General features: G+C 72.9%; 19 protein-coding genes. 13 read left to right on the top strand and 6 right to left on the bottom strand.

Annotated elements, in window-relative coordinates:
* The first annotated feature begins 24 nt into the window (after window positions 1-24).
* The 11 genes from cobC (at window position 25) to IE99_RS0116825 (ending at window position 13,764) form a co-directional block, all read left to right on the top strand.
* A complete protein-coding gene (gene cobC / locus IE99_RS0116875; protein WP_030171129.1) occupies window positions 25-1,056 on the top strand; it encodes an Rv2231c family histidinol phosphate aminotransferase CobC in 1,032 nt (343 codons plus the stop codon).
* A gap of 25 nt (window positions 1,057-1,081) precedes the next feature.
* On the top strand, window positions 1,082-2,176 hold the full coding sequence (cobT, locus tag IE99_RS0116870) for a nicotinate-nucleotide--dimethylbenzimidazole phosphoribosyltransferase (RefSeq protein ID WP_030171127.1): 1,095 nt from the start codon (window positions 1,082-1,084) through the stop codon (window positions 2,174-2,176).
* Between the two features lie 135 nt (window positions 2,177-2,311).
* Complete coding sequence (gene cobA, locus IE99_RS0116865; protein WP_030171124.1) at window positions 2,312-3,550, top strand: uroporphyrinogen-III C-methyltransferase; 1,239 nt, start codon at window positions 2,312-2,314, stop codon at window positions 3,548-3,550.
* Window positions 3,547-5,529 carry an AAA family ATPase gene (locus IE99_RS0116860; RefSeq protein WP_245623236.1) on the top strand — a complete coding sequence of 661 codons (1,983 nt, stop codon included), beginning with the start codon at window positions 3,547-3,549 and terminating at the stop codon, window positions 5,527-5,529. Before cobA ends, IE99_RS0116860 begins: the two co-directional genes overlap by 4 nt.
* Window positions 5,526-7,226: a GTPase family protein gene (locus IE99_RS0116855; protein WP_037559588.1), complete on the top strand. Its 1,701-nt coding sequence runs from the start codon at window positions 5,526-5,528 to the stop codon at window positions 7,224-7,226. The genes IE99_RS0116860 and IE99_RS0116855 overlap by 4 nt, the downstream gene beginning before the upstream one ends.
* Window positions 7,227-7,317: 91 nt before the next feature.
* Complete coding sequence (locus IE99_RS0116850) at window positions 7,318-7,794, top strand: single-stranded DNA-binding protein (RefSeq protein WP_051712585.1); 477 nt, start codon at window positions 7,318-7,320, stop codon at window positions 7,792-7,794.
* Window positions 7,795-8,150: 356 nt separating this feature from the next.
* Window positions 8,151-9,440 (top strand): sensor domain-containing diguanylate cyclase, encoded by a 1,290-nt coding sequence (locus IE99_RS0116845; protein ID WP_030171111.1) that lies wholly within the window; start codon window positions 8,151-8,153, stop codon window positions 9,438-9,440.
* A 254-nt stretch (window positions 9,441-9,694) separates the two neighbouring features.
* Window positions 9,695-11,359: an energy-dependent translational throttle protein EttA gene (gene ettA, locus IE99_RS0116840; protein WP_030171108.1), complete on the top strand. Its 1,665-nt coding sequence runs from the start codon at window positions 9,695-9,697 to the stop codon at window positions 11,357-11,359.
* A gap of 182 nt (window positions 11,360-11,541) precedes the next feature.
* The gene (locus IE99_RS0116835) at window positions 11,542-11,985 is read left to right on the top strand and encodes an acyl-CoA thioesterase (protein WP_030171105.1); all 444 of its coding nucleotides are present in this window, start codon (window positions 11,542-11,544) and stop codon (window positions 11,983-11,985) included.
* Between the two features lie 59 nt (window positions 11,986-12,044).
* Window positions 12,045-12,266: a hypothetical protein gene (locus IE99_RS0116830; protein ID WP_030171103.1), complete on the top strand. Its 222-nt coding sequence runs from the start codon at window positions 12,045-12,047 to the stop codon at window positions 12,264-12,266.
* Between the two features lie 106 nt (window positions 12,267-12,372).
* A complete protein-coding gene (locus IE99_RS0116825) occupies window positions 12,373-13,764 on the top strand; it encodes a S28 family serine protease (RefSeq protein WP_030171101.1) in 1,392 nt (463 codons plus the stop codon).
* Window positions 13,765-13,825: 61 nt separating this feature from the next.
* Here the strand turns inward: IE99_RS0116825 and IE99_RS0116820 are convergent, their stop codons facing one another.
* From IE99_RS0116820 to IE99_RS0116805, 4 genes are all read right to left on the bottom strand, one after another.
* The gene (locus tag IE99_RS0116820) at window positions 13,826-15,394 is read right to left on the bottom strand and encodes a glycoside hydrolase family 13 protein (protein ID WP_030171098.1); all 1,569 of its coding nucleotides are present in this window, start codon (window positions 15,392-15,394) and stop codon (window positions 13,826-13,828) included.
* Between the two features lie 39 nt (window positions 15,395-15,433).
* Complete coding sequence (locus IE99_RS0116815; protein WP_030171095.1) at window positions 15,434-15,817, bottom strand: globin; 384 nt, start codon at window positions 15,815-15,817, stop codon at window positions 15,434-15,436.
* 24 nt (window positions 15,818-15,841) lie between these two features.
* Window positions 15,842-16,828, bottom strand: coding sequence for a mechanosensitive ion channel family protein (locus IE99_RS0116810; protein WP_030171092.1), 987 nt, complete (start codon window positions 16,826-16,828; stop codon window positions 15,842-15,844).
* 204 nt (window positions 16,829-17,032) lie between these two features.
* A complete protein-coding gene (locus IE99_RS0116805; RefSeq protein WP_030171089.1) occupies window positions 17,033-17,338 on the bottom strand; it encodes a hypothetical protein in 306 nt (101 codons plus the stop codon).
* A gap of 429 nt (window positions 17,339-17,767) precedes the next feature.
* Here IE99_RS0116805 and IE99_RS0116800 point away from each other — a divergent pair, with 429 nt between their 5' ends.
* Both IE99_RS0116800 and IE99_RS0116795 read left to right on the top strand, forming a co-directional pair.
* A complete protein-coding gene (locus IE99_RS0116800) occupies window positions 17,768-19,411 on the top strand; it encodes an NsdA family TPR-like regulatory protein (protein WP_030171086.1) in 1,644 nt (547 codons plus the stop codon).
* 6 nt (window positions 19,412-19,417) lie between these two features.
* Window positions 19,418-20,086 (top strand): GNAT family N-acetyltransferase, encoded by a 669-nt coding sequence (locus tag IE99_RS0116795; RefSeq protein ID WP_084219552.1) that lies wholly within the window; start codon window positions 19,418-19,420, stop codon window positions 20,084-20,086.
* Window positions 20,087-20,192: 106 nt separating this feature from the next.
* Here IE99_RS0116795 and IE99_RS0116790 read toward each other — a convergent pair whose 3' ends face one another.
* Window positions 20,193-21,029 carry a class I SAM-dependent methyltransferase gene (locus IE99_RS0116790; protein ID WP_245623235.1) on the bottom strand — a complete coding sequence of 279 codons (837 nt, stop codon included), beginning with the start codon at window positions 21,027-21,029 and terminating at the stop codon, window positions 20,193-20,195.
* A 70-nt stretch (window positions 21,030-21,099) separates the two neighbouring features.
* Window positions 21,100-23,187, bottom strand: a complete 2,088-nt coding sequence (locus IE99_RS0116785) for a prolyl oligopeptidase family serine peptidase (RefSeq protein ID WP_030171072.1) — start codon at window positions 23,185-23,187, stop codon at window positions 21,100-21,102.
* Between the last annotated feature and the right edge of the window lie 9 nt (window positions 23,188-23,196).

Raw genomic sequence — 23,196 nt, 5'->3', positions numbered from 1 at the left:
GATCGCGACGGGGACGGGGGAGCCGTGAGCGGATGGCCCGAGGACGAGGTCGACCTGCGGCACCACGGTGACGCGGAGGTCGGCGGCGGTCTCGCCGACCACGCCGTCAACGTGCGGACGGGCACGCCGCCGACCTGGCTCGCCGAGCGGATCCGGGCGTCGGTCGCCGACCTCGCCGCCTATCCCGACCCGGCCGCCGCGCGCCGCGCCGTCGCCCGGCGGCACGGCCGCGCCGCCGGAGAGGTCCTGCTGACCGCCGGTGCGGCCGAGGCGTTCGTGCTGCTGGCGCGCGTCCTCGCGCCGCGCCGCGCCGTCGTCGTCCACCCCCAGTTCACCGAGCCGGAGGCGGCGCTTCGGGCCGCCGGGCACGAGGTGGAGCGGGTCGTCCTCGGCAAGGACTTCACGTTCGACCCCGCCGCCGTCCCCGCCGACGCCGACCTCGTCGTGATCGGGAACCCGACGAACCCGACGTCCGTGCTGCACCCGGCCGACGCGATCACCGCGCTCGCGGCGCCCGGCCGGACGGTCGTCGTGGACGAGGCGTTCATGGACTGCGTCCCGGGCGAGCCCGAGTCCCTCGCCGGACGGCTGCCGGCCGGGATCGTCGTGATCCGCAGCCTCACCAAGACCTGGGGACTGGCCGGCCTGCGCGCCGGATACGTCCTCGCCGACCCGCACCTCATCGGGCGGCTCGCCGAGGCGCAGCCGCTCTGGGCGGTCTCCACCCCCGCGCTCGTCGCGATCGAGGCGTGCTGCGCTCCCGAGGCCGTCGCCGAGGCGGAGGAGTGGGCCGTCGAGCTCGCCGCCGAACGCGACCGGCTCGCCGCCGAGCTCACCGCGCGCGGCCTCTACGTCGTCCCGGAGGCCCGCGCCTCCTTCCTCTGCCTCCGCGTCCCGGACGCCCTCGGCCTGCGCGCCCTGCTGCGGCAGCGCGGGTACGCGGTCCGGCGCGGCGACACCTTTCCCGGCCTCGGCCCCGACTGGCTGCGCATCGCCGTCCGGGACCGCTCCGCCGATGACGACCTGCTCCGCGTGCTGGGCGAGCTGGGCATCTGACGACCCGAAGGACAGAGGGGACACCGTGAACCTGATCGAGCAGACCGTCGCCGCGATCACCGAGCCGGACGAGGCCGCGCTGCGGGACGCCCGCGATCACCAGTCCCGGCTGACGAAGCCGCCCGGGTCCCTCGGCGTCCTGGAGGAGGTCTCCGTCCGGCTCGCCGGGCTCGCCCGGCGGTGCCCGCCGCCGATGCCCGAGCCGGCCGCCGTCGCCGTCTTCGCCGCCGACCACGGCGTCCACGCCCAGGGCGTCACGCCGTGGCCGCAGGAGGTGACCGCGCAGATGGTCGCCAACTTCCTGGCCGGCGGGGCCGTGGTCAACGCGTTCGCCCGGCAGGCCGGCGCGTCCGTCACCGTCGTCGACATCGGTGTCGCCGCCCCGCTGGACGCCGCGCCGGGCCTGCTGTCCCGCAAGGTCGCGTCCGGTACCGCCGACATGACCGCCGGGCCGGCCATGACTCCCGAGGAGGTCCGCCGCGCCGTCGAGACCGGCATCGACGTGGCCCGCGACCTCGTCGAGGGCGGCGCCCGCTGCCTCGTCACCGGCGACATGGGGATCGCCAACACCACCGCCTCCGCCGCGCTGATCGCCGCGTTCACCGGCCTGCCGCCCGAGGACGTCACCGGCCGCGGCACCGGCATCGACGACGCCACCCATGCCCGCAAGGTCGAGGTCGTCCGGACGGCCCTGGCCCGGCACGGCCTGCTCGCCGGGGCCGGCGACCCGCTCACCGCCCTCGCGGCGGTCGGCGGGCTCGAGCACGCCGGACTCGCCGGATTCATCCTCGGCGCCGCCGCCCGGCGGGTCCCCGTCATCCTTGACGGCGTGATCGCCGGCGCCGCCGCCCTCGCCGCCGTCGCCCTCTGCCCCGGCGCCCTGCACGCCTGTGTCGCCGGGCACCGCTCCGTCGAGCCCGGCCACGCCGCCGCCCTCCGCCACCTCGGCCTGCGGCCCCTCGTCGACCTGGAACTGCGGCTCGGCGAGGGCACCGGCGCGGTGCTCGCGGTGCCGCTGGTCCAGAGCGCCGTCCGGGTCCTGCACGAGGTCGCCACGTTCGATTCCGCCGGGGTCACCGAGAAGGACCTTCCCTCCAGTAACGGTGAGATCTCGGAATGAGTCACGCTCGGCTATCGACTGGCGGCGGCCCCTCACCATGAACTCCGCAACCCGAGTACCTTTGTGTCGCACAGACGATTGCCCACCGAAGGCGTCCCAGAACCGCCCCGCAGATTTGATCGAGAGAACCGCCACGTGCCCCCGTACCTGCTAGGCCTCCGGCTCGCCGGGCGACGCGTCCTCGTCGTCGGCGGAGGCCGCGTCGCCCAGCGGCGCGTGCCCACGCTGCTCGCCGCCGGCGCCCGCGTCGAGCTCGTCGCGCCCGAGGCCACCGCCACCCTGGAGGGGCTCGCCGACGCCGGCCGGCTCACCTGGCACCGCCGCCCGTACCGGCGCGGCGACTGCGCCGGGGCGTGGCTCGTGCAGGCGGTCACCGACGACGCCAAGGTCAACGGCGACGTCGTCGCCGAGGCGGACGCCGCGCGCATCTGGGCCGTGCGGGCCGACGACGCCGAGTCGTCCCCGGCCTGGACGCCCGCGAGCGGCCAGGCCGGCGAGACCACCGTCGGCGTCCTCGCCGCGGGCGACCCCCGCCGCGCCGCCGGCATCCGCGACGCGATCGTGGAGGGCCTCCGCGAGGCCACCCTCGAGTCCCGGCACAGCCGCCGCAAGCCCGTCGGCGTCGCGCTCGTCGGCGGCGGCCCGGGGGATCCCGGGCTGATCACCGTCCGCGGCCGCCAGCTCCTCGCCATGGCGGACGTCGTCGTCACCGACCGGCTCGCGCCCGGCGAGCTCCTCGACGAGCTCGCCGCCGACGTCGAGGTGATCGACGCCGCGAAGATCCCCTACGGCCGGACGGTCACGCAGGACCGCATCAACGACCACCTCGTCGAGCACGCCAAGCAGGGCAAGTTCGTCGTCCGGCTCAAGGGCGGCGACCCGTTCGTCTTCGGCCGGGGCGGCGAGGAGGCGCTGTACTGCGCCCGGCACGGCGTGCCCGTCATGGTCGTCCCGGGCATCACCAGCGCGATCGCCGTCCCGTCCGCCGCCGGGATCCCCGTGACCCACCGGGGCGTCGCGCAGGAGTTCCACGTCGTGTCCGCGCACGTGCCGCCCGGCCACCCCGACTCCACCGTCGACTGGGCGGCCCTCGGCGCCGCGCAGGGCACGCTCGTCCTGCTCATGGCCGTCGAGCGCGCGGCCCTCATCGCCGACGCCCTCGTGCGCTATGGTCGTTCGTCCGACACGCCCGTCGCCGTGATCCAGGACGGCACGCTCCCCGGCCAGCGGACCCTCACCGCGACCCTGGGCACGCTGGCCGACGAGATGGCCTCGGCCGGCGTACGGCCCCCCGCGATCGTCGTCGTCGGCGACGTCGTCAACGTGGCACGAGAGATCGACATGATTCGAGCGGACCTGGGACGGGACCCGTGACACCCCCGGCAGAGCAGAGCGCGGTCCACGAGGAGGAGACGGACGCCGCCGCCACGGGGGACGCCACCGAGGACTCCCCGATGCCGAAGGACGACATCGTGCCCGAGAACGCCCCCGGAAGCGAAGAGCCGGTGCCCGCACCCGAGAACACCGTGCCCGAGAACGGCGCGCCCGCGAACAGCGGCGCGCCCGCTCAGAAGGCGGAGCCCGAGCCCACCCCGGCGGCGGCGCCCGGCCCGGACCCCGAGGCCCCGGGGCGCGGCGCGTCCGGGGGCGGGGCGAGGTCGGACGCGGAGATCATCCGGCAGGGCGAGCTCGTCCGGGTGCTGACGCAGCTGCGCGACCGGCTCGGCTCGTTCGACTTCGTCCTGGACGTGCCGGGCGTGGCGGAGGCGCGTGAGGCGCGGGACGAGCTGCGCAACCAGCTGGAGGACTACGTCCTGCCCCGCGTCCAGGCGACGGCGGCGCCGATGCTGGTGGTGCTCGGCGGGTCGACGGGCGCCGGGAAGTCGACGCTGGTCAACACGCTCGTCGGGGCGCGGGTCAGCGCCACCGGGGTGCTGCGCCCGACCACCAGCAGCCCGATCCTCGTGTGCCACCCCGACCACGTCCAGTGGTACATGGAGGGCCCGCTCCTGCCCGACATGGGGCGCGTGCGCGGCCCCGCGCCGGACGCCATCGCGGGCGACCAGCTCGTCATCATCGGCAGCGAGGCGCTCCCGCCCGGCCTGGCCCTCCTCGACAGCCCCGACTTCGACTCGGTCTTCGAGGACCACTACGAGTTCGCCACGAAGCTGATGGCGGCCGCCGACCTGTGGCTGTGCGTCACGACCGCCGCCCGGTACGCCGACGCGCAGGTCTGGCAGATGCTCCAGCGCGCCAGGGAGAACGGCGCGACGATCGGTGTCGTCCTGTCCCGCGTCCCGCAGGGCGCCGGATCCGAGGTCGTCGACCACTTCGGCGAGATGCTGGACGAGAACCGCGTCGGGGACGCGCGGCGCTTCACCGTCCCGGAAACCCGGATCGAGAACAGCCGGCTCCCCGAGGAGGCCGTCGGCGACATCCGCGAATGGCTCGTCGGCGTCGCCGAGAGCTCCGACGACCGGGCGATCGTCGTCGGCGACACCCTCGCCGGGGTGCTGAACAGCTTCCGCACCCGCGTCCCGGAGGTCGCCCGTCAGGTCGAGGCGCAGGTCGAGCGGCGCGCCGAGCTCGCCGGCCTCGTCGACTCCGCCTACGGGACCGCCCTCGCCGAGCTGGACGAGGCCACCCGCAACGGGTCCCTCCTGCGCGGCGAGGTGCTGGCCCGCTGGCAGGACTTCGCCGGGACGGGCGACCTGCTGCGGTCGCTGCGCGTCCAGCGGCCCCGCCGCGGCCGCGCCGCGAACCGGCGCCGCCGCAGCCCCACGCGCGTCCGCGCGCTGAAGGCGGCGCTGCGCAGCGGCCTCGAATCGCTGATCATCGCGTCGGCCGAGCACGCCGCCGAGCAGGTCCTCGCCCGCTGGCGCGACCATCCGGCCGGCCGCCAGGTCCTCGCCGGCCCCGCCGCCGAGCTCGGCGGCGTCTCGCCGGAGCTGTCGCGCCGCGTCACCCGCGCCGTCAGCGCCTGGCAGGACCACGTCCAGGAACTGATCCGCACCGAGGGCGTCACGAAGCGGTCGGTCGCGAAGCTCGTGTCGTTCGACACCGAGGCCGTCTCGCTCGTCCTCACGATCGGGCTGCTCGGGTACGGCACGTCCGACGTCGCCGTGGAGGGCAACAGCGCCGTCCCGCAGCGGCTGCTGAAGGCGCTGTTCGGCGCCGAGTCGCTGCGCGGCATGGGCGCCAAGGCCCGCGCCGACCTGCGCAGCCGCATCGGGATGCTGTTCGACGAGGAGGCCATCCGGTTCGGGCAGGCGCTCGACGCCGCCGGCATCCCGGACGAGACCGTCCCCATCCAGCTCTACCAGGCCACCTACAACCTCGAGGTTGCCCGATGACCACCTCGGCCATCCCCGCGAACTCGCCGGGCTTCGGCGGCGTCCAGGTCCCGGCGTCCGCCGAGGGCTGGTTCGACTCCGAGGAGCCGCCGCAGCTGACCGGCCGGCTCGACGGCCTCGACCGGCTCGTGCGGGCCGGCGAGGGGCGCCTCGACCGGCCGCTCGTCGACGAGGCCGCCGCCCTGTTGGAGCGCGCCGACCAGCGGCTCCGGCTGTCGGGCGAGCACACCGTCGTGACCCTCGCCGGCGGCACCGGCAGCGGCAAGTCGTCGCTGTTCAACGCGATCTGCGGGCTCGACCTGTCGCCGACCGGCGTGCGCCGCCCGATGACGTCCAAGGCGCACGCCTGCGTCTGGGGCCTGGACGGCGCCGGCCCCCTGCTCGACTGGCTGGACGTCGACAAGCGGCACCGCTACGCGCGCGCCAGCGCCCTCGACGTGGACCGCGCCGACAACGGGCTGCAGGGCCTCGTCCTCATCGACCTGCCCGACCACGACTCCATCCAGGCGATGCACCGCGCCGAGGTCGACCGGTTCGTCACGATCGCCGACCTGCTCGTGTGGGTGGTCGACCCGCAGAAGTACGCGGACGCCGCCCTGCACCGCAACTACATCGTCCCGTTCGCCCGGCACACCGGCGTCACGCTGATCGTCCTGAACCAGGTCGACCGGCTCGCCCCCGTCGAGATCGACGAGTGCGTCGCCGACCTGCGCCGCCTCCTGGAGGCCGAGGGCCTCGCCGACCCGCGCATCGTCACGACGTCCGCCGTCGGTGAGGACGGCGTGCGCGGGTTCCGTGAGGTCCTCGTCGACACCGTCGCCGCCCGGCGCGCCCGCACCGAGCGCCTCTCCACCGACGTCGACCATGTCGCCGAGCGGTTCGCCGAGCAGCGTTACCCGGACGAACCGCCCACCGGCGTCGACGAGGGCAGGCGCGCCGAGCTCGTCCAGGCCCTCACCGACGCGGCCGGCGCCCCGGCCGTCGCCGAGGCGATGGAGAGCGCCTACGAGCTGCGCGCCGCCGACTTCATCGGCTGGCCCGTCACCGCCCTCATCGCCCGCCTGCGCTCCGACCCGCTGCGCCGGATGCGGCTCACCGAGCTCCGCGAGGAACTCCGCAACGCGTTCACCGGTCCGGTCGGCGCCCAGCAGGGCGATGTGGACAACGCCCTCGCCGACGTCACCGACGGCGTCACCGGCGAACTGCCCCCGCCCTGGGCCCGCTCGGTGCGCGCCGCCGCCCGCGCGCACGCCACCGAGCTCCCCGAGGCCCTCGGCGACGCGCTGAAGGACGCCCTCCCCGAGTTCAACCAGGTCCCGCGCTGGTGGTGGCTGGTGAAGACCTGGCAGTTCTTCCTCGTGCTGGTGGCCGTCATCGGTGTCGTGTGGATCGGCCTCCTCGTCGCGTACGGCGTCTTCGGCGACACGGACGGCCTGCTGGGGGAGGCCGGCCTCATCCCCTACGTCGCCGTCCTGGTGGTGTGCACGCTGGGGATGGGCTGGCTGACCGCGTCCGCGTGCCGGAACCTGGTGGCGCTGTCGTCCGCCAAGAACGGCGAGCGCATGGAGGTCCAGATGCAGGAGGGCATCGAGCGCGTGGCGGACGCCCTCGTCCTGGAGCCCGTGGTCGCCGAGCTCCAGGTGTACGCCCGCTTCCGCGAGGACGTCGACACGGTCCTGGGCGCCTCTCCCGCCTGAGCCGGGGTTATCCACAGAGCCGCGTTCCAATGCCGTCGCGCGGCGGGCCGCGCCACCGTTGGGAGCGTCACATGACGCAACGGAGGACGCGATGAACGAAGCGCTCATCACCATCGTCGGCTGGGTCGCCGCCGACCCGCACTACACGATCACGACCAACGGCACCCCGTTCCTGTCCCTGCGGGTGGCCTGCACCCCGCGCCGCTACGACCGCCAGACCGGCCAATGGCAGGACGTCGACACGATGTTCCTGACCGTCAACTGCTGGCGCGGCCTGGCCGACAACGTCCAGGCGTCGGAGTTCCGCCGCGGCCACCCCGTCATCGTCACGGGCCGCCTCCGCCTCCGGCAGTACGAGAAGGACGCTCGCTGGCACTTCTCCGCCGAGATCGAGGCGACCACTCTCGGCCACGACCTGACCCGCGGAACCGCCGACTTCCGGGCCGTCCAGCGCGGCACCGCCCTGACCGACGAGGACCGCAGGGCCGCCCGCGAGGTGGCCGACCAGTGGGCCGAGACCCCCGACCCGGACATCTCGGAGGAACCCGCCCAGGAAAAGGCGGCCTGACCCCCGATCCCCGTCGCGCGGGCCGCCGGTGCCCGGGATCGTCCCCGGTCCGCGGACGGGCGCGGTGACGGGTCTCGCCGAGGAGCCTTACCGGAAGGAGGGGAGCGGGGGTGCCGCCGGCAGGCGGGTCGCCGTCGGCACCCCCGCGCAGTCGGCGCTGGTCAGATCCAGGAAACGCCGCGCATGTCGATTCTCCCCCTTGTGCGCTGAGGGCCGGCGGATCAGCGGGCCGGCCCCTGCCGCGGGTGACGAGAAACGGTCACCCGGCCGTGCGATACAGAAGGTACCGGTTTCCCGCCCGCTCCGCACACGTTGCAACTATCGTGTTACACATCGTGAGGCGTTAGGGGGGAAGCATGACGGCAGTGCAGTCGTCCGCCGAGGACCGCGGCGGAGAGATCGCCCGCAGGCCCCGGAGCCGCGTGCTCGCAGGACGCCCGTCCCTGCTCGTGCTCTACGTTCCGGTGGTCGCGGCCGTCCATCTCGGGCTGATCGCCGCGGGGCTCGGCGGCACCGCCCTGCGGCCCGACGATGTGCTGACGTTCGGCGCCCTGCTCGGCTGCGGGGCGGTGTGCATCGAGGCGACGCGGCGGCTGGGGATGCCGGCCGGGGTCGCGCGCGACCTGCTGTCGTCGTGGTGGCTGCCGGTCGCGCTGCTGCTGCCGCCGGTGTACGCGCTGCTGATGCCGATCCCGCTGCAGGCCCTCCTGCAGTTCCGGGTCCGGCGGACGCTGGTGTACCGGCGGGTGATCGTCGCGTCGGCGCTCGGCATCGCGGGCGCGTGCGCCTCGTGGGTCTTCCACCTGGTCGTGCCCGAGCCCCTGGTGGGCGCGCCCGCCTGGATCGTCGACACCTATCCCGGCATCCCGGCGGCGGTCGGCTGCGCGGCGCTGTTCACGGTCGTGAACACCGCGCTCGTCGCCGTCGCCGCGCACGCGGCCAACCCCGAGGGGCGCTGGCGCGACGTGCTGTGGACCCGCGAGAGCCTGCTGCTGGACGTGGTGGAGCTGTGCCTCGGCATCCTCGTCGCCATCACCAGCGGCCTCAACCCGGGCCTGCTGCTGCTCGCGCTGCCGCCGGTGATGCTGCTGCAGCGCAGCCTGATGCACCAGCAGCTGCAGGCCGCCGCGCGGACCGACGCGAAGACGGGCCTGCTCAACGCGGCGGCATGGCAGCGCGAGGCCGACACCGAACTGTCCCGCTCCCTCCGCACCCACGAGCCCCTCGCCCTCCTGTTGATCGACATCGACCACTTCAAGCGGGTCAACGACACCCACGGCCACCTCGTCGGCGACCAGGTCCTGATCGCGGTCGCGGGGACGCTCTGCCACCAGCTCCGCGACTACGACGTGATCGGCCGGTTCGGCGGCGAGGAGTTCGTCGTCCTGCTGCCGGGCGCCGACACGGTCGAGGCGTGCCGGGTCGCCGAGCGCCTGCGCGGCCGCGTCCGCCGCCTCTCCGTTCCGGCCGACGACGGCACCGTGGGCGTCACCGTCTCGGTCGGCGTATCGCTCTTCCGCATGCACGGAGACGACCTGATCGAACTCCTGGCGGCCGCCGACCTGGCGCTCTACCGCGCGAAGGAGTCCGGCCGCGACCGTGTCTGCCTCCCCGCCCTGGACGGCGCCCGCGGCGCCGACGCCTGACCGGTCCTCCGGTCGTGACAGGGTCTGTCGCCCGACCTTGGACGGCCGGGGGGTGCTGATGGCTGACCGGATCCCCGGTGCCACCGGGGTGGGCTCGCCAGGGGGCGGGGAGCCTGCCCTGGCGGGTCCTGATCGGTGGCCGCGGTCGTCCGGTGGGCTTGGTGATGATCGTTCGCAGAGGGGCGGGCGCGGGCGGGCGGGTGGTGGGCCGCTGGGCGCCGAACCGGTGTCCGCGACCCTTTAGTCTTGCCTACATGGCCGAGTACATCTACACGATGCAGCGTGTCCGCAAGGCGCATGGCGACAAGGTCGTCCTCGACGACGTCACCCTGCACTTCCTGCCGGGAGCCAAGATCGGCGTTCTCGGTCCCAACGGCACCGGTAAGTCGACGCTGCTGCGCATGATGGCCGGTCTGGAGCAGCCCTCCAACGGGGATGCCCGCCTCATGCCCGGCTACACCGTCGGCATGCTGCAGCAGGAGCCCCCGCTGAACGAGGAGAAGACCGTCCTCGGGAACGTGGAGGAGGGCGTCGCCGAGACCAAGGCGATGCTCGACCGGTTCAACGAGATCGCCGAGCTGATGGCGACGGACTACTCCGACGCGCTCATGGAGGAGATGGGCAAGCTCCAGGAGCATCTCGACCACCGCAACGCGTGGGATCTCGACAGCCAGCTGGAGCAGGCGATGGACGCCCTGCGCTGCCCGCCGCCGGACGCCGAGGTCAGCACCCTGTCCGGTGGTGAGCGCCGCCGCGTCGCGCTGTGCAAGCTGCTGCTGGAGGCCCCCGACCTGCTGCTGCTGGACGAGCCCACCAACCACCTCGACGCGGAGAGCGTCCTGTGGCTGGAGCAGTTCCTCGCCAAGTACGAGGGCACGGTCCTGGCCGTCACCCACGACCGGTACTTCCTCGACAACGTGGCCACCTGGATCCTGGAGCTGGACCGGGGCCGCTGCTTCCCCTACGAGGGCAACTACTCCACCTACCTGGAGAAGAAGGCCGACCGCCTCAAGGTCGAAGGCAACAAGGACGCCAAGCGCAAGAAGCGCCTCGAGGACGAGCTGGAGTGGGTCCGCTCGAACCCGAAGGCGCGGCAGACGAAGAGCAAGGCCCGCCTGGAGCGGTACGAGGAGATGGCGGCGGAGGCCGCGAAGACCCGCAAGCTCGACTTCGAGGAGATCCAGATCCCGCCGGGCCCGCGCCTCGGCAACACGGTGATCGTCTCCGAGAAGCTCACGAAGGGCTTCGGCGACCGCGTCCTGATGGACGACCTGTCGTTCAACCTGCCGCCGAACGGCATCGTCGGCATCATCGGACCGAACGGCGTCGGCAAGACCACGCTGTTCCGCATGATCACCGGTGAGGAGCAGCCCGACTCCGGTCGGCTGCGGCTCGGCGAGACCGTGCAGATCTCCTATGTTGACCAGTCCCGCGGCGGCATCGACCCGAAGAAGACGGTGTGGGAGGTCGTCTCGGACGGTCTCGACCACATCAACGTCGGCCAGGTCGAGATGCCGTCCCGCGCCTATGTCGCGGCGTTCGGCTTCAAGGGGCCCGACCAGCAGAAGCCGGCCGGCGTCCTGTCCGGCGGCGAGCGCAACCGGCTGAACCTGGCCCTCACCCTCAAGCAGGGCGGCAACGTCCTGCTGCTGGACGAGCCGACCAACGACCTCGACACCGAGACCCTGTCGAGCCTGGAGAACGCCCTCCTGGAGTTCCCCGGCTGCGCCGTGATCACGTCGCACGACCGGTGGTTCCTCGACCGCATCGCGACGCACATCCTCGCGTGGGAAGAGGGCTCGAACTGGTTCTGGTTCGAGGGCAACTTCGCCGACTACGAGAAGAACAAGATCGAGCGCCTCGGGGCCGACGCGGCGCGCCCGCACCGCGTCACCCACCGCAAGCTGACCCGCGACTGACCTGCGGAGCGGAGCGGCCGTGCGATCCCGGTGATCGCACGGCCGTTCGCGTTCCCGCGCCCGGCCGGACCCCGTGAGCGGCACCGTGACCTGCCCTGGCGGGCGGTGGATACTGGGCCGGTAGCATCGGGCCGTCCGGTTTCCCCTAGTTGATCCCTGTCATTCGAACCCCAGGCGAGGACATGCAGCAGAGCGACCTGCGCGCGGCCGAGTACCGGCACGTGTACGAGTTCAACATCCGGTTCGGGGACATCGACTCCCAGGGGCATGTGAACAACGTCAAGTTCCTGGGATATCTGGAAGACGCGCGGCTCGAGATGTTCCATGGCGACCCGGTGCGGAAGGGCGAGGAGCCCGTGCGGGGCATGGTGATCTCCCGGCATGAGATCGAGTACCGGTCGCCGCTGCTGCCCACCGTCTATCCGATCCGGGTGGAGACGTGGGTGACCGAGGCGCGGGCCGCGTCGTTCACGCTGGCGTACGAAGTGCGGGACGACGAGAACGTGTACGCGACCGCCATGTCGAAGCTCGTCGCGTTCGATGTGGAAGCGGGGCGGCTGCGGCGGTGGACGCCGCACGAGCGGGAGTTCATCGGACGCTATCTCGGCCCTTCCGACCTGGGGTAACGATCACTCTTGCCGGGTATTACCGGTAAAAGTGAGTTCCTCTGCAAGGCGGTCCGGCCGTGTCCCCTTACGTCGCTGCGTGGATCCTGTGGATCCTCATGTTCCTCGCCATCGAAATGCCGGCCGTGTTCAACCGGAGGCCTGGCGACACCCTGTCCGAACTGGTGTGGAACGTGTTCGCGATACGTGGCAAGCCGCTCGGCTGGCAGCTGCGGCGGCTCGTCCTGGCGATCGGGCTGGTGTGGCTCGTCGCCCATTTCCTCAGTGGCGGGGCCATCTGAGCCGACCGTCACGGCTCCATAACAAGCGTCCCCGGGATCCCTTTCGCCGGGTCTTCTCCCTTAGTGTCACCACGAATTGTGGAGATCCCACGACGAAAGGGGCACCATGCGGCGCGTCTCACAAGGGGCACTGGCACTGCTGCTCGCGGCCGGACTGGCCGGAACCGGCGTCTCCTCGGCGGCGGCCGGGGCGGACGACATCGCGGACCGGCTGAAGGCCATTCCCGGCATGACGGTAACGGAGAAGACCTCGAACCTGCCCGGGTACCGCTGGTTCTGGCTGTCGTACCGCCAGCCGGTCGACCACCGCAAGCCGAAGGGGCAGTGGTTCGAGCAGCGCATCATGCTCCAGCACAAGGCGGCGGAGCGCCCGATGGTGCTCTACACGAGCGGCTACAACACCCCGGAGCGGATGTTCACGGCGGAGCCGACGGCGCTGGTGGACGGGAACCAGATCTCGGTCGAGTACCGGTACTTCACCCCGTCGCGGCCGGAGCCGGCGGACTGGAAGAAGGACACCATCTGGCAGGCCGCCACGGACGAGCACCGGCTCATCGGCGCGCTGAAGCGGATCTACAAGGCGAAATGGATCTCGACGGGGGCGAGCAAGGGCGGCATGACGGCCGTCTACCACAAGCGCTTCTACCCCCGCGACGTGGACGGCAGCGTCGTCTACGTGGCGCCGAACGACGTGGACAACAACGATGACCGGGCGTACGACCGGTTCTTCCGGACGGTCGGCACCGACGCGAAATGCCGCGCCCACGTGAAGGGCCTCGCCCGCGAATTCCTCGAGCGGCGCCCGGCGATGCTGCAGCGGTTCCAGAAGGCCATCGAGAAGGACGGCCTGACGTTCTCGATCCTGCTCACGCCCGACCGCGCGTTCGAGAACTCCGTCATGGACTACGAGTGGGCGTTCTGGCAGTACAGCCTCCAGTCGGACTGCGCGTCCCTGCCCGCCCTGGACGCCTCGGACGATGACATCTACGCGACGCTCGACGCCGTTTCGGGCCTGTCGTTCTACAGCGACCAGGGCCTTTCCCCGTACATCCCGTACTACTACCAGGCGGGAACGCAGCTGGGGTGGCCGTCGCCGAAGTTCGTGCACCTGCGCCCGCTGCTGCGGTACGAGAGCAGCTACCAGCCGCGCACCTACGTCCCGCGCGACATTCCGATGCGGTTCGACCGCGGCACGGCGATGCGGGACATCGACCGGTGGGTCCGGTCGCAGGGCAGCCGGCTGATGTTCCTGTACGGCGGGAACGACCCGTGGGGCGCGGAGCCGTTCCGGCTCGGACGGGGCACCCGTGACTCGTCCGTCTACGTCGTGCCCGGCCTGAACCACAGCGGCCGCCTGATCGGCGTGCTGCCGGCGGCGCAGAAGGAGAAGGCGGTCGCCGACCTGCTGCGGTGGGCGGACGTCGAGCCCGCCATGCGGACGATGACGACCGCTCCGGCTGCCGACGACCCGCTGCGGCTGCAGCGTCCGCCGCTGTAGCGCCGTCGTTCCGCGGCGCGTGGCGCTCGCCGGGCATCGCCTGGGCGCCACGCGCCGCGACTCACCCCCGGGTGCGGAGCCAGGCGGCCGCGTCGCCGGGCAGCAGGTCGCCGTACAGCGGTGCGGTCGTGAGCAGGGGACGTCCGGGCGGAAGCCGGACGGGGTGGTCGCCGCAGTTGAGCGCGAGCGTGAGCGGCCCGCGCCGGAAGAACAGCGCGGTCTCGGGCGCGTCGAGCCACGTCAGGTCTTCGGGGAGGTCGCCGCGCAGGGTGCGGCGCATGGCCAGCGCCTCCCGGTAGAACGCCAGCATGGAGGACGGGTCGGACGCCTGCGCCTCGACCGTCAGCGACGCCCAGCCGGCGGGCATCGGCAGCCACGGCCGGACGCCCGGAGGGCCGAACCCGAACGGCTCCTCGGTGCCCGACCAGGGGAGCGGGACGCGGCATCCGTCCCGTCCCGGCAGCCCTCCCCGGCTGCGCTTCCAGATCGGGTCCTGGCGGGCCCCGTCGGGCAGGTCGGTGACCTCCGGCAGTCCCAGTTCCTCGCCCTGGTACAGGTACGCCGAGCCCGGCAGCGCCAAGAGGAGGAGGAGCGCCGCCTTGGCCCGCGCCGTCCCGACCCCGGGCATGCTGAGCGGCCGCTCGTAACGGGTGCGGTGCCGGACGGAGTCATGGCTGGACAGCACCCAGGTGGGGGCCGCTCCGGTCGGCGCCACCGCCGCCAGTGCGGCCAACACGACCTCGCGGAACGCGGAGGCCGACCAGGGGGCGAGCTGGAGGTCGAACTGGAAGACCTGGTGCAGCTCGTCCGGACGGAGGTAGCGCGCGAGCTCCTCCGGCCCGTCCGTCCACACCTCGCCGATCGCCATGCGGTCGCCGCCGTACCCGTCGAGGACGCGCCGCCAGCGCCGGTAGATCTCGTGCACCTCGGGACGGCTGTAGATCGGGCCGCTCACGACGCGGTGGTCGCGTCCGGCGAGGTCGCGGAACGACGCGTCCTTCACCAGGCCGGCCGCGACGTCGATGCGGAAGCCGTCCACGCCCCGGTCCAGCCAGAACCGGAGGATGTCCTCGAACTCGCTCCGCACGGTGGGATCGCGCCAGTTGAGGTCCGGCTGCTCGGTCGCGAACAGGTGGAGGTACCACTCCCCGTCGGGCAGGCGCGTCCAGGCCGGGCCGCCGAACGCCGACGGCCAGTCGTTCGGCGGGTCCTCCCCGTCCGGGCCGGGCCTGCCCCGCCGGAAGATGTACCGGTCGCGGGCGGGCGACCCCGGCGGCGCGCCGACCGCCTCCCGGAACCAGGGATGCCGGTCGGACGTGTGGTTCGGGACGATGTCGATGATCAGGCGCAGCCCGTGAGCGTGGACGTCGGCGACCAGCGCGTCGAAGTCGTCCAACGTGCCGAAGCGGGGATCGACGCCGCGGTAGTCCGCGACGTCGTAGCCGCCGTCGGCCAGCGGGGACGGGTAGAACGGGGTGAGCCACAGCGCGTCCACCCCGAGGTCGCGCAGGTGGCCGAGCCGGGACCGCACGCCCCGCAGATCGCCCTCGCCGTCGCCGTTCCCGTCCGCGAAGCTGCGCACGTAGACCTCGTACACCACGGCGTCGCGCCACCAGGGGGAGACCGTCATACCCGGCGGCCTACCCGCCGCGCCCCTCCCCGAACGGGGTCAGGACGGGGCGTTCACGAGCGTCTTCGCCGCCATCGTGAAGTAGTCCCACAGCATCTTCTCGAGCTCATCGGGGAGGTCGAGTTCGTCGACCGCGTCGCGCATGTGCTTGAGCCACAGGTCGCGCTCCCTCTCCCCGATCACGAACGGGACGTGCCGCATCCGCAGGCGCGGATGCCCCCGCTGCTCGCCGTAGGTGCCGGGGCCGCCCCAGTACTGCATGAGGAACAGCCGCAGCCTGTCCTCGGCGGGGCCGAGGTCCTCCTCCGGGTAGAGCGCGCGCAGTTCGGGATCGTTCGCGACACCCTGGTAGAAGCGGTGGACCAGGCGCCGGAAGGTCTCCTCGCCGCCGACCGCCTCATAGAAGGTCACCTTGTCAGCCATATCGCCCCCCAGCTTATGCGATCATCAGCCGGCGGTGGGGGTGGCGACCGAGACGCCCGCCTCGTCGAACGCGTTCTTCACACGCTCGCGCAGCTCGCGGGCCACGTCGCCCTGCTTGCCCGGGGCGGTCTTCAGCACGACGCGGATCACGAGGGCGTCCCCGGCGAGGGCCTGCACCCCCCAGACGGAGGGCTGCTCCAGGATGAGCTCCTCCCAGTTGGGGTCCGCGGCCAGGACGTCGGCGGTCGCCTGGAGGATCTCCTTGACCTTCTCGGTGTCCTCGCTGATGTCGACCGGGATGTCCAGGACGGTCCGGCCCCAGTTCTGCGACTCGTTCCCGACCTTCTTGATCTCGCCGTTCGGGACGTACCACACGACGCCGTTGACGTCCCGCATCCGGGTGACCCGCAGCGTGACGGCCTCGACCGTGCCCTTGGCGGTGCCCACGTCGATGATGTCGCCCACGCCGTACTGGTCCTCCAGCAGCATGAACAGCCCGGCGAGGAGGTCGCGGACGATGCTCTGCGCGCCGAACCCGACGGCGACGCCGATCACGCTGGCGCTGGCGAGGATGGGCGTCAGGTTCAGGCCGAGCGAGCCGAGGATGCTGAACGTCGCCGTCCCCATGATGACGATGGACGCGATGGAGCGCAGCACCGAGCCGAGCGTCTTGGCGCGCTGGGCGCGCCGCTGGTTGAGCAGGGCGGGACTGCCGTCGAAGACGGTGCGCGTCCGTTCGCGGACCCGCTCGGACATCGTCCCCTCGGCCATCCGCAGCGTCACCCGTGTGATCGTGCGGTGCGTGAGGTTCCGGATGATCAGCGCCACCACGAACGTGATGACGATCCAGAGCGCCTTGTCGAGCCAGGTCGCCCAGAACCGGGTGAAGTCGGTGTTGTGCGAGACGTTCCAGACGATCCGGCAGGTCATCGTCGGCGTGCTGTCGTTGCACGCCTTCTCGGGTGTGCCGTCCTGGACCCAGGGCAGCAGCGATTCGAGAACGAGTGACATCGGGCGGACCCTCCCCGGCCGGCGGTGCGTCCGGCACCTCGCCGTGGACCTGCGGCACGTACGAGCCGATCGTAGGGGACCGTGCCGACCGGTTCGTACTCGCCGGGGAGACGGGGTGACGTGGCCGGGGAGGGCGAACGTGCCCCGTGGGGTCCGCGGCTGCCGCGCCGTTACCGGCCGCGGCCCCACGGGGCACGTCCGGTCTCAGCGGTGGCCCGAGGGCCACCCGGTCAGGGGCTGGAGGACGTTGGCGACCTTCAGGGCGGCGCCGCCGGGGTCGTCCACCCGGTGCATGCGCTCGCCCCAGGACCACCAGTAGTAGAGGGGGCACTCGGGCGCGCCGGGGGCGGGCGCGCACGTCACGTCCTCGGCGAGGCTCGCGGCCTCCGGGTTCACGACCCGGAGGAACGCCGGCCCGGAACGGGTCCGGACGACGCGGGCCAGGAGCCCCCGCGTGTCGAGCTCGTGCTCCAGCTCTTCGAGGTATCCGACGCGGCCGTCGCTGATCACCTGCGCACTCCCTCCGTCGGTCCCGCCGCGGACACGGACCGTCCGCGCCCGGTCTCCCGGACGGCGGGGCCTCGCGGCCCGGCGCCTCGCGGTCGATCCACTCTGCGGATCGAGTTCGTCACTCGCGGCGAGAATTGCAACTCTCACCCTCTCGGGTCAAGGGGCGATCCAGGGCGCAAAGAACCGGATTACCCCACCTCAGGCGGAAGTTCTTCCACCCCGGGAGGAAGAATCTCTACCTCTGTGCAGGAGGTCACACCCCGGGCCGCTCGTTTCTTGCGAATCGCTTGGCTGGCCCAGGGGTGAGGGTTACGCTGCGTGCGCGAGAGATTATCTGTCGTGGCCATCCACTTACCGGTCGCCGTGACGGGAACGTCCCACTTCCCCGAGATGGACGTTTCCGACCAGCGGTGAGGAGGCCGGAGACCTATGTCAGACCCCCCACGCAAGGAGACCGAGACCGCGCGCAGGATCCGGGCGACCGGCCTCGCCCGGGACCTCGGCCCCAACGAGATCGCGCGGCACGTCCACGAGCAGTGCGGGCCGCTGTTCGGCACCAGCCGGGTCAAGGCCCACCGGCTGGCCCACGGCGTCGCGCTGTCCGACATCGTCGCGCAGGTCAGGGCGCTGTACGAGATCGACGGCAAACCGCCGCCGCGGCTCGGCGAGACGCTGCTGTCGGCCTACGAGAGCGGCTACAAGAGACCCGGGCCGGAGTACCTGCACTACCTCTGCGCCGTGTACCGGGTCGAGCCCGACGACCTGGGCTACCAGAGCCCCTGCATCTGCGGCCGCGGGCACGCCGTGCGACCCTCCGCCGGCGCCGCGGTCCCGCCGCCGCGCGGTGGGGAGCGGGCGCGGGTGCGCGAACCCGAGGCCCCGCTCGTCGGGGCGATCATCCCCCGGGCCGAGGAGCGGCCCTGGACCACCGTCAACGACCTCAGGGGCCTCACCCGCGCCGACGGCCCCCCAACGATGGATGTAGGAGAGGAGGACATCGTGCTTCGCAGGACCCTGCTGCAACTCCTGGCCGGAGCGGGCGTGGCGCTCGACGGCCAGTTCCTCGGTGCGGTCGACAACCTTCGCCGCAAGATGGACGACACGCTCGTGGGGGCGACGGTCTCGCCCACGATGCTCGACCAGTGGGAGGAGACGACCTACGGGTACGGCCAGCAGTACCAGGCCACCCCGTCCCTGCGGATGCTCTGCGACGTGCTGCTCGACTTCAGCGAGGTGCGCCGCATGTGCGACAAGCGGCAGCCGGTCGAGCTGCAGGAGCGGCTGTGCCGGATCGCCGCGCAGCTGTCGGGGCTGTCCGGCCTGATCATGATCAATCTCGGTGACCACCGGCTCGCCCGGTCGTTCTTCCGGACCGCCCGCACCGCCGCCGACGAGACCGGCGACCGGCAGCTGCGCGCCTGGGTGACCGTCCGGGAGGCGCTCGTCCCGATGTACTACGGCGACCCCCGCGAGGCGCTGCACCTGGCCCGCAAGGCGCAGGACCTCGCCGGCCGCACGCCCGGCGTGGCCGCCGCGATGGCGCCCGCCGTGGAGGCGCGCGCGCTCGGAATGCTCGCGATGCGCGGCCGCGGCGACGCCGCGCCCAGCGCCCGGCGCGCCCTGGTCCGCGGCCGGTCGGTGTTCGACCAGCTGTCGAAGGCCGACACCGGCGACCTCGTGTTCGGCTTCACCGACCGGCAGATGGCGTTCTACGAGGGCGACACGTTCACCAGCCTCGGCGACCACCGGCACGGCGACGAGGTGCTGAGCCGCGCGCTCACCCTCTACGCCCCGACCGACCGCGTCGACCTGACGCTCGTCCGCCTCGATCGCGCCATGTGCCGGCTGCACGCCGGTGAGCCGGACGCGGCGCTGCACGGCGGCCGGGAGGCGATCCTCGACCTGCCGGAGCCCCACCGGTCGGACATCCTCGTCCACCGCGCCCGGCAGATCGGTGCCGCCGTCGGGGCCAAGCACCCGGACTTCCCCGGGCTGAAGGACTTCTACGAGGCCCTGTCCGGCTCGTGGGTGACGAGCCCCACCGGCGATCCGGCCCCCAGCGAGCAGGTCTGACCGCGGATGGGCACACCCGACGGCGCCCCCTCGCACGGGTCCGGCGACCGCGCAGAGGGCGCCCTGCCCCCGCGTCCCGCGTCCGAGCCGACCGGGGCCGGCGCGCGCGCACTCGTCCGCCTCCAGGTGGAACCGCCCGTCTGGGCGTTCGGCGACCTGCGGCTGCGGCGCTACCGCGCCGCCGACCACGCCACCGTCCTCGCCCTGCACCGCGAGGGTCTGGCCCAGGTCGGTCTCCGCCCCGGTGACGGCGTCTACTACGACCACGACTTCTTCCGCATGGAGGACATCTACCTGCGCAACGACGGGGAGTTCCTCGTCGGCGAGGCGGGCGGCGCCATCGTCGCGATGGGCGGCCTCCGCCGCGCCGACCTCGTCCCCGGCGGCCGCGCCCGCGCGTTCGGCGGCTACGCCCCCGGCGGCTCCACCCTCGACGCCGTGGAGATGGTCCGTCTGCGCGTGCGCCCGGACGTCCAGCGCCGCGGCTACGGCACCGCCGTGGTCACCGCGCTGGAGGAGCGCGCCCGGGAGTACGGCTACCGCGTCCTGCGCGCCGACACCACCGAGCTGCAGCGCCCCGCGCTCGCGCTCTACGACAACTTCGGCTGGACGGAGACGCGCCGCGAGACGATCGGCGGCATCGTCAACATCTATATCGAGAAGACACTCCGCTGAGCGCCGGCGCCTCGCGGAGTGGCTCGTCAGGCACCCGGGCCGCGGTGGACACGCCGGCGGCGCGGCGCGGCGTGGGCCGCGGCCCGGGGCTCCCGTCTTCCGCCGGTCATGGACGACGGCCCGAGACCAGCTGCATCAGCGGGTAGCGGTGCTGCTCGACGGCCGTGAAGCCCCGGTCCGCGAGGGCCGTCGTGACCTCGCGGTCGCCGAAGACGGTGAGGCCGGCGGCGCGGCCGACGAGGGCGCTGCCCAGGCCGGCGAGGGGCAGCAGCGGGCGCCGGGACGTGAGGATGACGAGGCGGCCGCCCGGTCTCAGGACGCGGGTCATGCCGTCGACCGCCGTCCACGGATCGTCGAAGAGGTACAGGGCGCCCAGGCAGGAGACGGCGTCGAAGACCGCGTCGCGGAACGGCAGGTCGGCGGCGTCGCCGCGGACGTAGGCGATATCCGGAGCGCCGGTATCGTCGGTGCCGAAAACGCCGGTGCCGGCGGAGCCCATGGCGCCGGTGTCGGCGACGGCGCGGGCGAGCATCGTGGCGGACGCGTCGAGGCCGACGGTCAGGCCGCCCTTGCCGACGCCGGCCGCGAGCGCGCGGGTCGTGTTGCCGGGGCCGCAGGCCACGTCGAGGACGGTGGCGGCCGGCCTGTCCGGGGCGCGGGGCCGGCCGAGGCCGAGGCGGCGGCGGACGGTGGCCTGCTCGGTGGCGGTGTCGGGGCCGATCGGCCAGCCCTTGGCGAGGTTGAAGCCGATGGGCCGCCACACCTTCTCGTAGATCTGCGGCAGGAACGCCGACTGCATCGCCGCCTGGGCGGGCGAGCGCGCGGGCTCGGCCCGCGGCCCGAGCAGGTCGAGGTATCCGGCGCCGGCGTCGGGGTCGGCGGGGGCGTGCGCGAGCAGGTCGAGCACCCGTTTCAAGGACGTGTTCTCCACCGTGGCGGTCACCCCCGCATTAGGCCACGTGTCAAATAAGGGCCGGAAGCGTATCGGGCCTCCTACCCCCGCGTGATCCGCCTCACCCCGCCAGATCGAGGCCGGTCTGCGCGGCGAGGAACGACAGGGTGTCCGTCATCAGGGCGATCGAGCGCGACACCGAGCGGGCGGAATGCCCGACCTCCTTCTCGTTGCGGAGCAGGATCGGGGCGTCGGACGCCGTGGCGTGCTGGAGCGCGGCGCACAGCTTGCGGGCGTGCAGGGGGTCCACCCGCGTGTCGCTGCCGAAGACCGTGAAGAGGACGGCGGGGTAGGCCGTCCCCGGGTGGACGTGGTGGTAGGGGGAGTAGGAGAGGAGCCAGCCGAGCTCTTCGGGGTCGTCGGCCGTCCCGTACTCGTCGTTCCAGGTCTGGCCCAGCCCGAACCGCTCGTAGCGGACCATGTCGAGCAGCGGCGCGGAGCAGACGACCGCCCGGTACAGGTCCGGCCGCTGGGTGAGCGCGGCGCCGACGAGCAGGCCGCCGTTCGACCCGCCGGAGACGGCGAGCTGCGCGGGCGTGGTCAGGCCGTCCGCGATCAGCTTCTCGGCGGCGGCGTGGAAGTCGTCGAAGACGTTCTGCTTGCGGTCGCGCATGCCGGCGCGGTGCCATTCCTCGCCCTCCTCGGAGCCGCCCCGCAGGTTCGCGACCGCGTACACGCCGCCCGCCTCGACCCAGGCGAGGATGGACGCCGAATACGCGGGCGTGAGCGAGATGTTGAAGCCTCCGTACCCGTACAGGATCGTGGGCCTCGGCTCTGGCGAACCGGGCCCGGACATGCCCGGACGGGACGACACCAGCATGCGCACCCGCGTCCCGTCCCGCGAGGTGTAGGTGACCTGGCGGGTCTCGATCTCGGGGACGGAGACCGTCCCCGGCGCCGAGGCCCACAGGGTGGTCTCGCCGGTCCGCGCGTCATAGCGGTAGACGGCGGACGGGGTGACGTTGTCGGTGTAGCCGAACCACGCCTCGTGGCCGCCTTCGGGCCGTTCCATGATCCCGCCGATGGAGCCGAGCCCCGGGGTGGGGACGGTGCCGAGCCGCTCACCGGTCTCCAGGTCATGGACGGTGATCTCGCTGATGGCGTGCCGCGTCCAGCCGGCGAGGAGGACCGGCCGCTCCAGATCGTCGAGGACGGCGAAGTCGCTCAGGACGGCCTCGGGGTCCTCCGGGAGCAGCTCGCGCCACGTCTCGTAGGACGGGTCGGACGGGTCGGCCACGCACAGCCGCGACCGGGGCGCGTCGCGGTCGGTGAAGATGTACGCGCGGCCGTCGCGGCCCACGTACAGGCCGGTCTCGGCGTCCACCCCCTCCTGGACGGCGCGGAGCTCGGGCGCCTCCGGGGACGATGCGGCGAGGTCGGCGATCCACAGGTCGTTGCGGGGCGCGGTGCCCTGCGACGCGGAGACCGTGAGCCAGCGGCCGTCGCGGCTGACACCGACCCCGTAGTAGTTCGTCTTGTCCATCCCCGCGCCGAAGATGAGGGTGTCCTCGTCGGGGTCGGTGCCGAGGCGGTGCAGGTAGACGCGCCGGTGGTACTGGTGCTCGCCCGCCGGGACCTCGTCGCCGGGCAGCCGCCGCGCGTAGTAGAACGCCTCGCCGCCGGGCAGCCAGGCGACCGACGACTCGCGGCTGCGGTCGATCGGCCCGTCGACCCGTTCGCCGGACGCGACGTCGATGACGTAGAGGAGGGACTCCTCGTCGCCTCCCGTCGACACCTTGTAGGCGAGGAGCCGGCCCTCCTTGTCGGGCTGCCAGCCGTCGAGCGTCGTCGTCCCGTCCGGGTCGAGGCGCATGGGGTCGACGAGCGCGCGCTCCGTGCCGTCCGGGTCGACGGTGTAGAGGACGGGATGCTCCTGCTCGGCGGTGCGGCGGGTGAAGAACCGCCGCTCGCCGCGCCAGACGGGGGAGCCGACGCTGCCCGAGCCCAGCAGCTCGCCGAGCCGTGCGCGCAGCCGGTCGCGGCCGGGGAGCGCGTCGACGACCTTGTGGAACAGCTCGTCCTGCGCGGCGAGCCAGCTCAGCGTCGCTTCGCCGTCGGCGTCCTCCAGCCAGCGGTACGGGTCGGGGACCCGGTGGCCGTGGAGGTCGTCGACGATGTCCTGGCGGTGCGCGGGCGGGTACGGCGTCATGACCCGCAC

Origin of the sequence: Spirillospora albida (assembly GCF_000718255.1) — a bacterium.
Lineage (GTDB): Bacteria > Actinomycetota > Actinomycetes > Streptosporangiales > Streptosporangiaceae > Spirillospora > Spirillospora albida.
The sequence above is the reverse complement of the archived record's forward strand: the minus strand, read 5'-3'. Positions and strand labels throughout refer to the sequence as shown.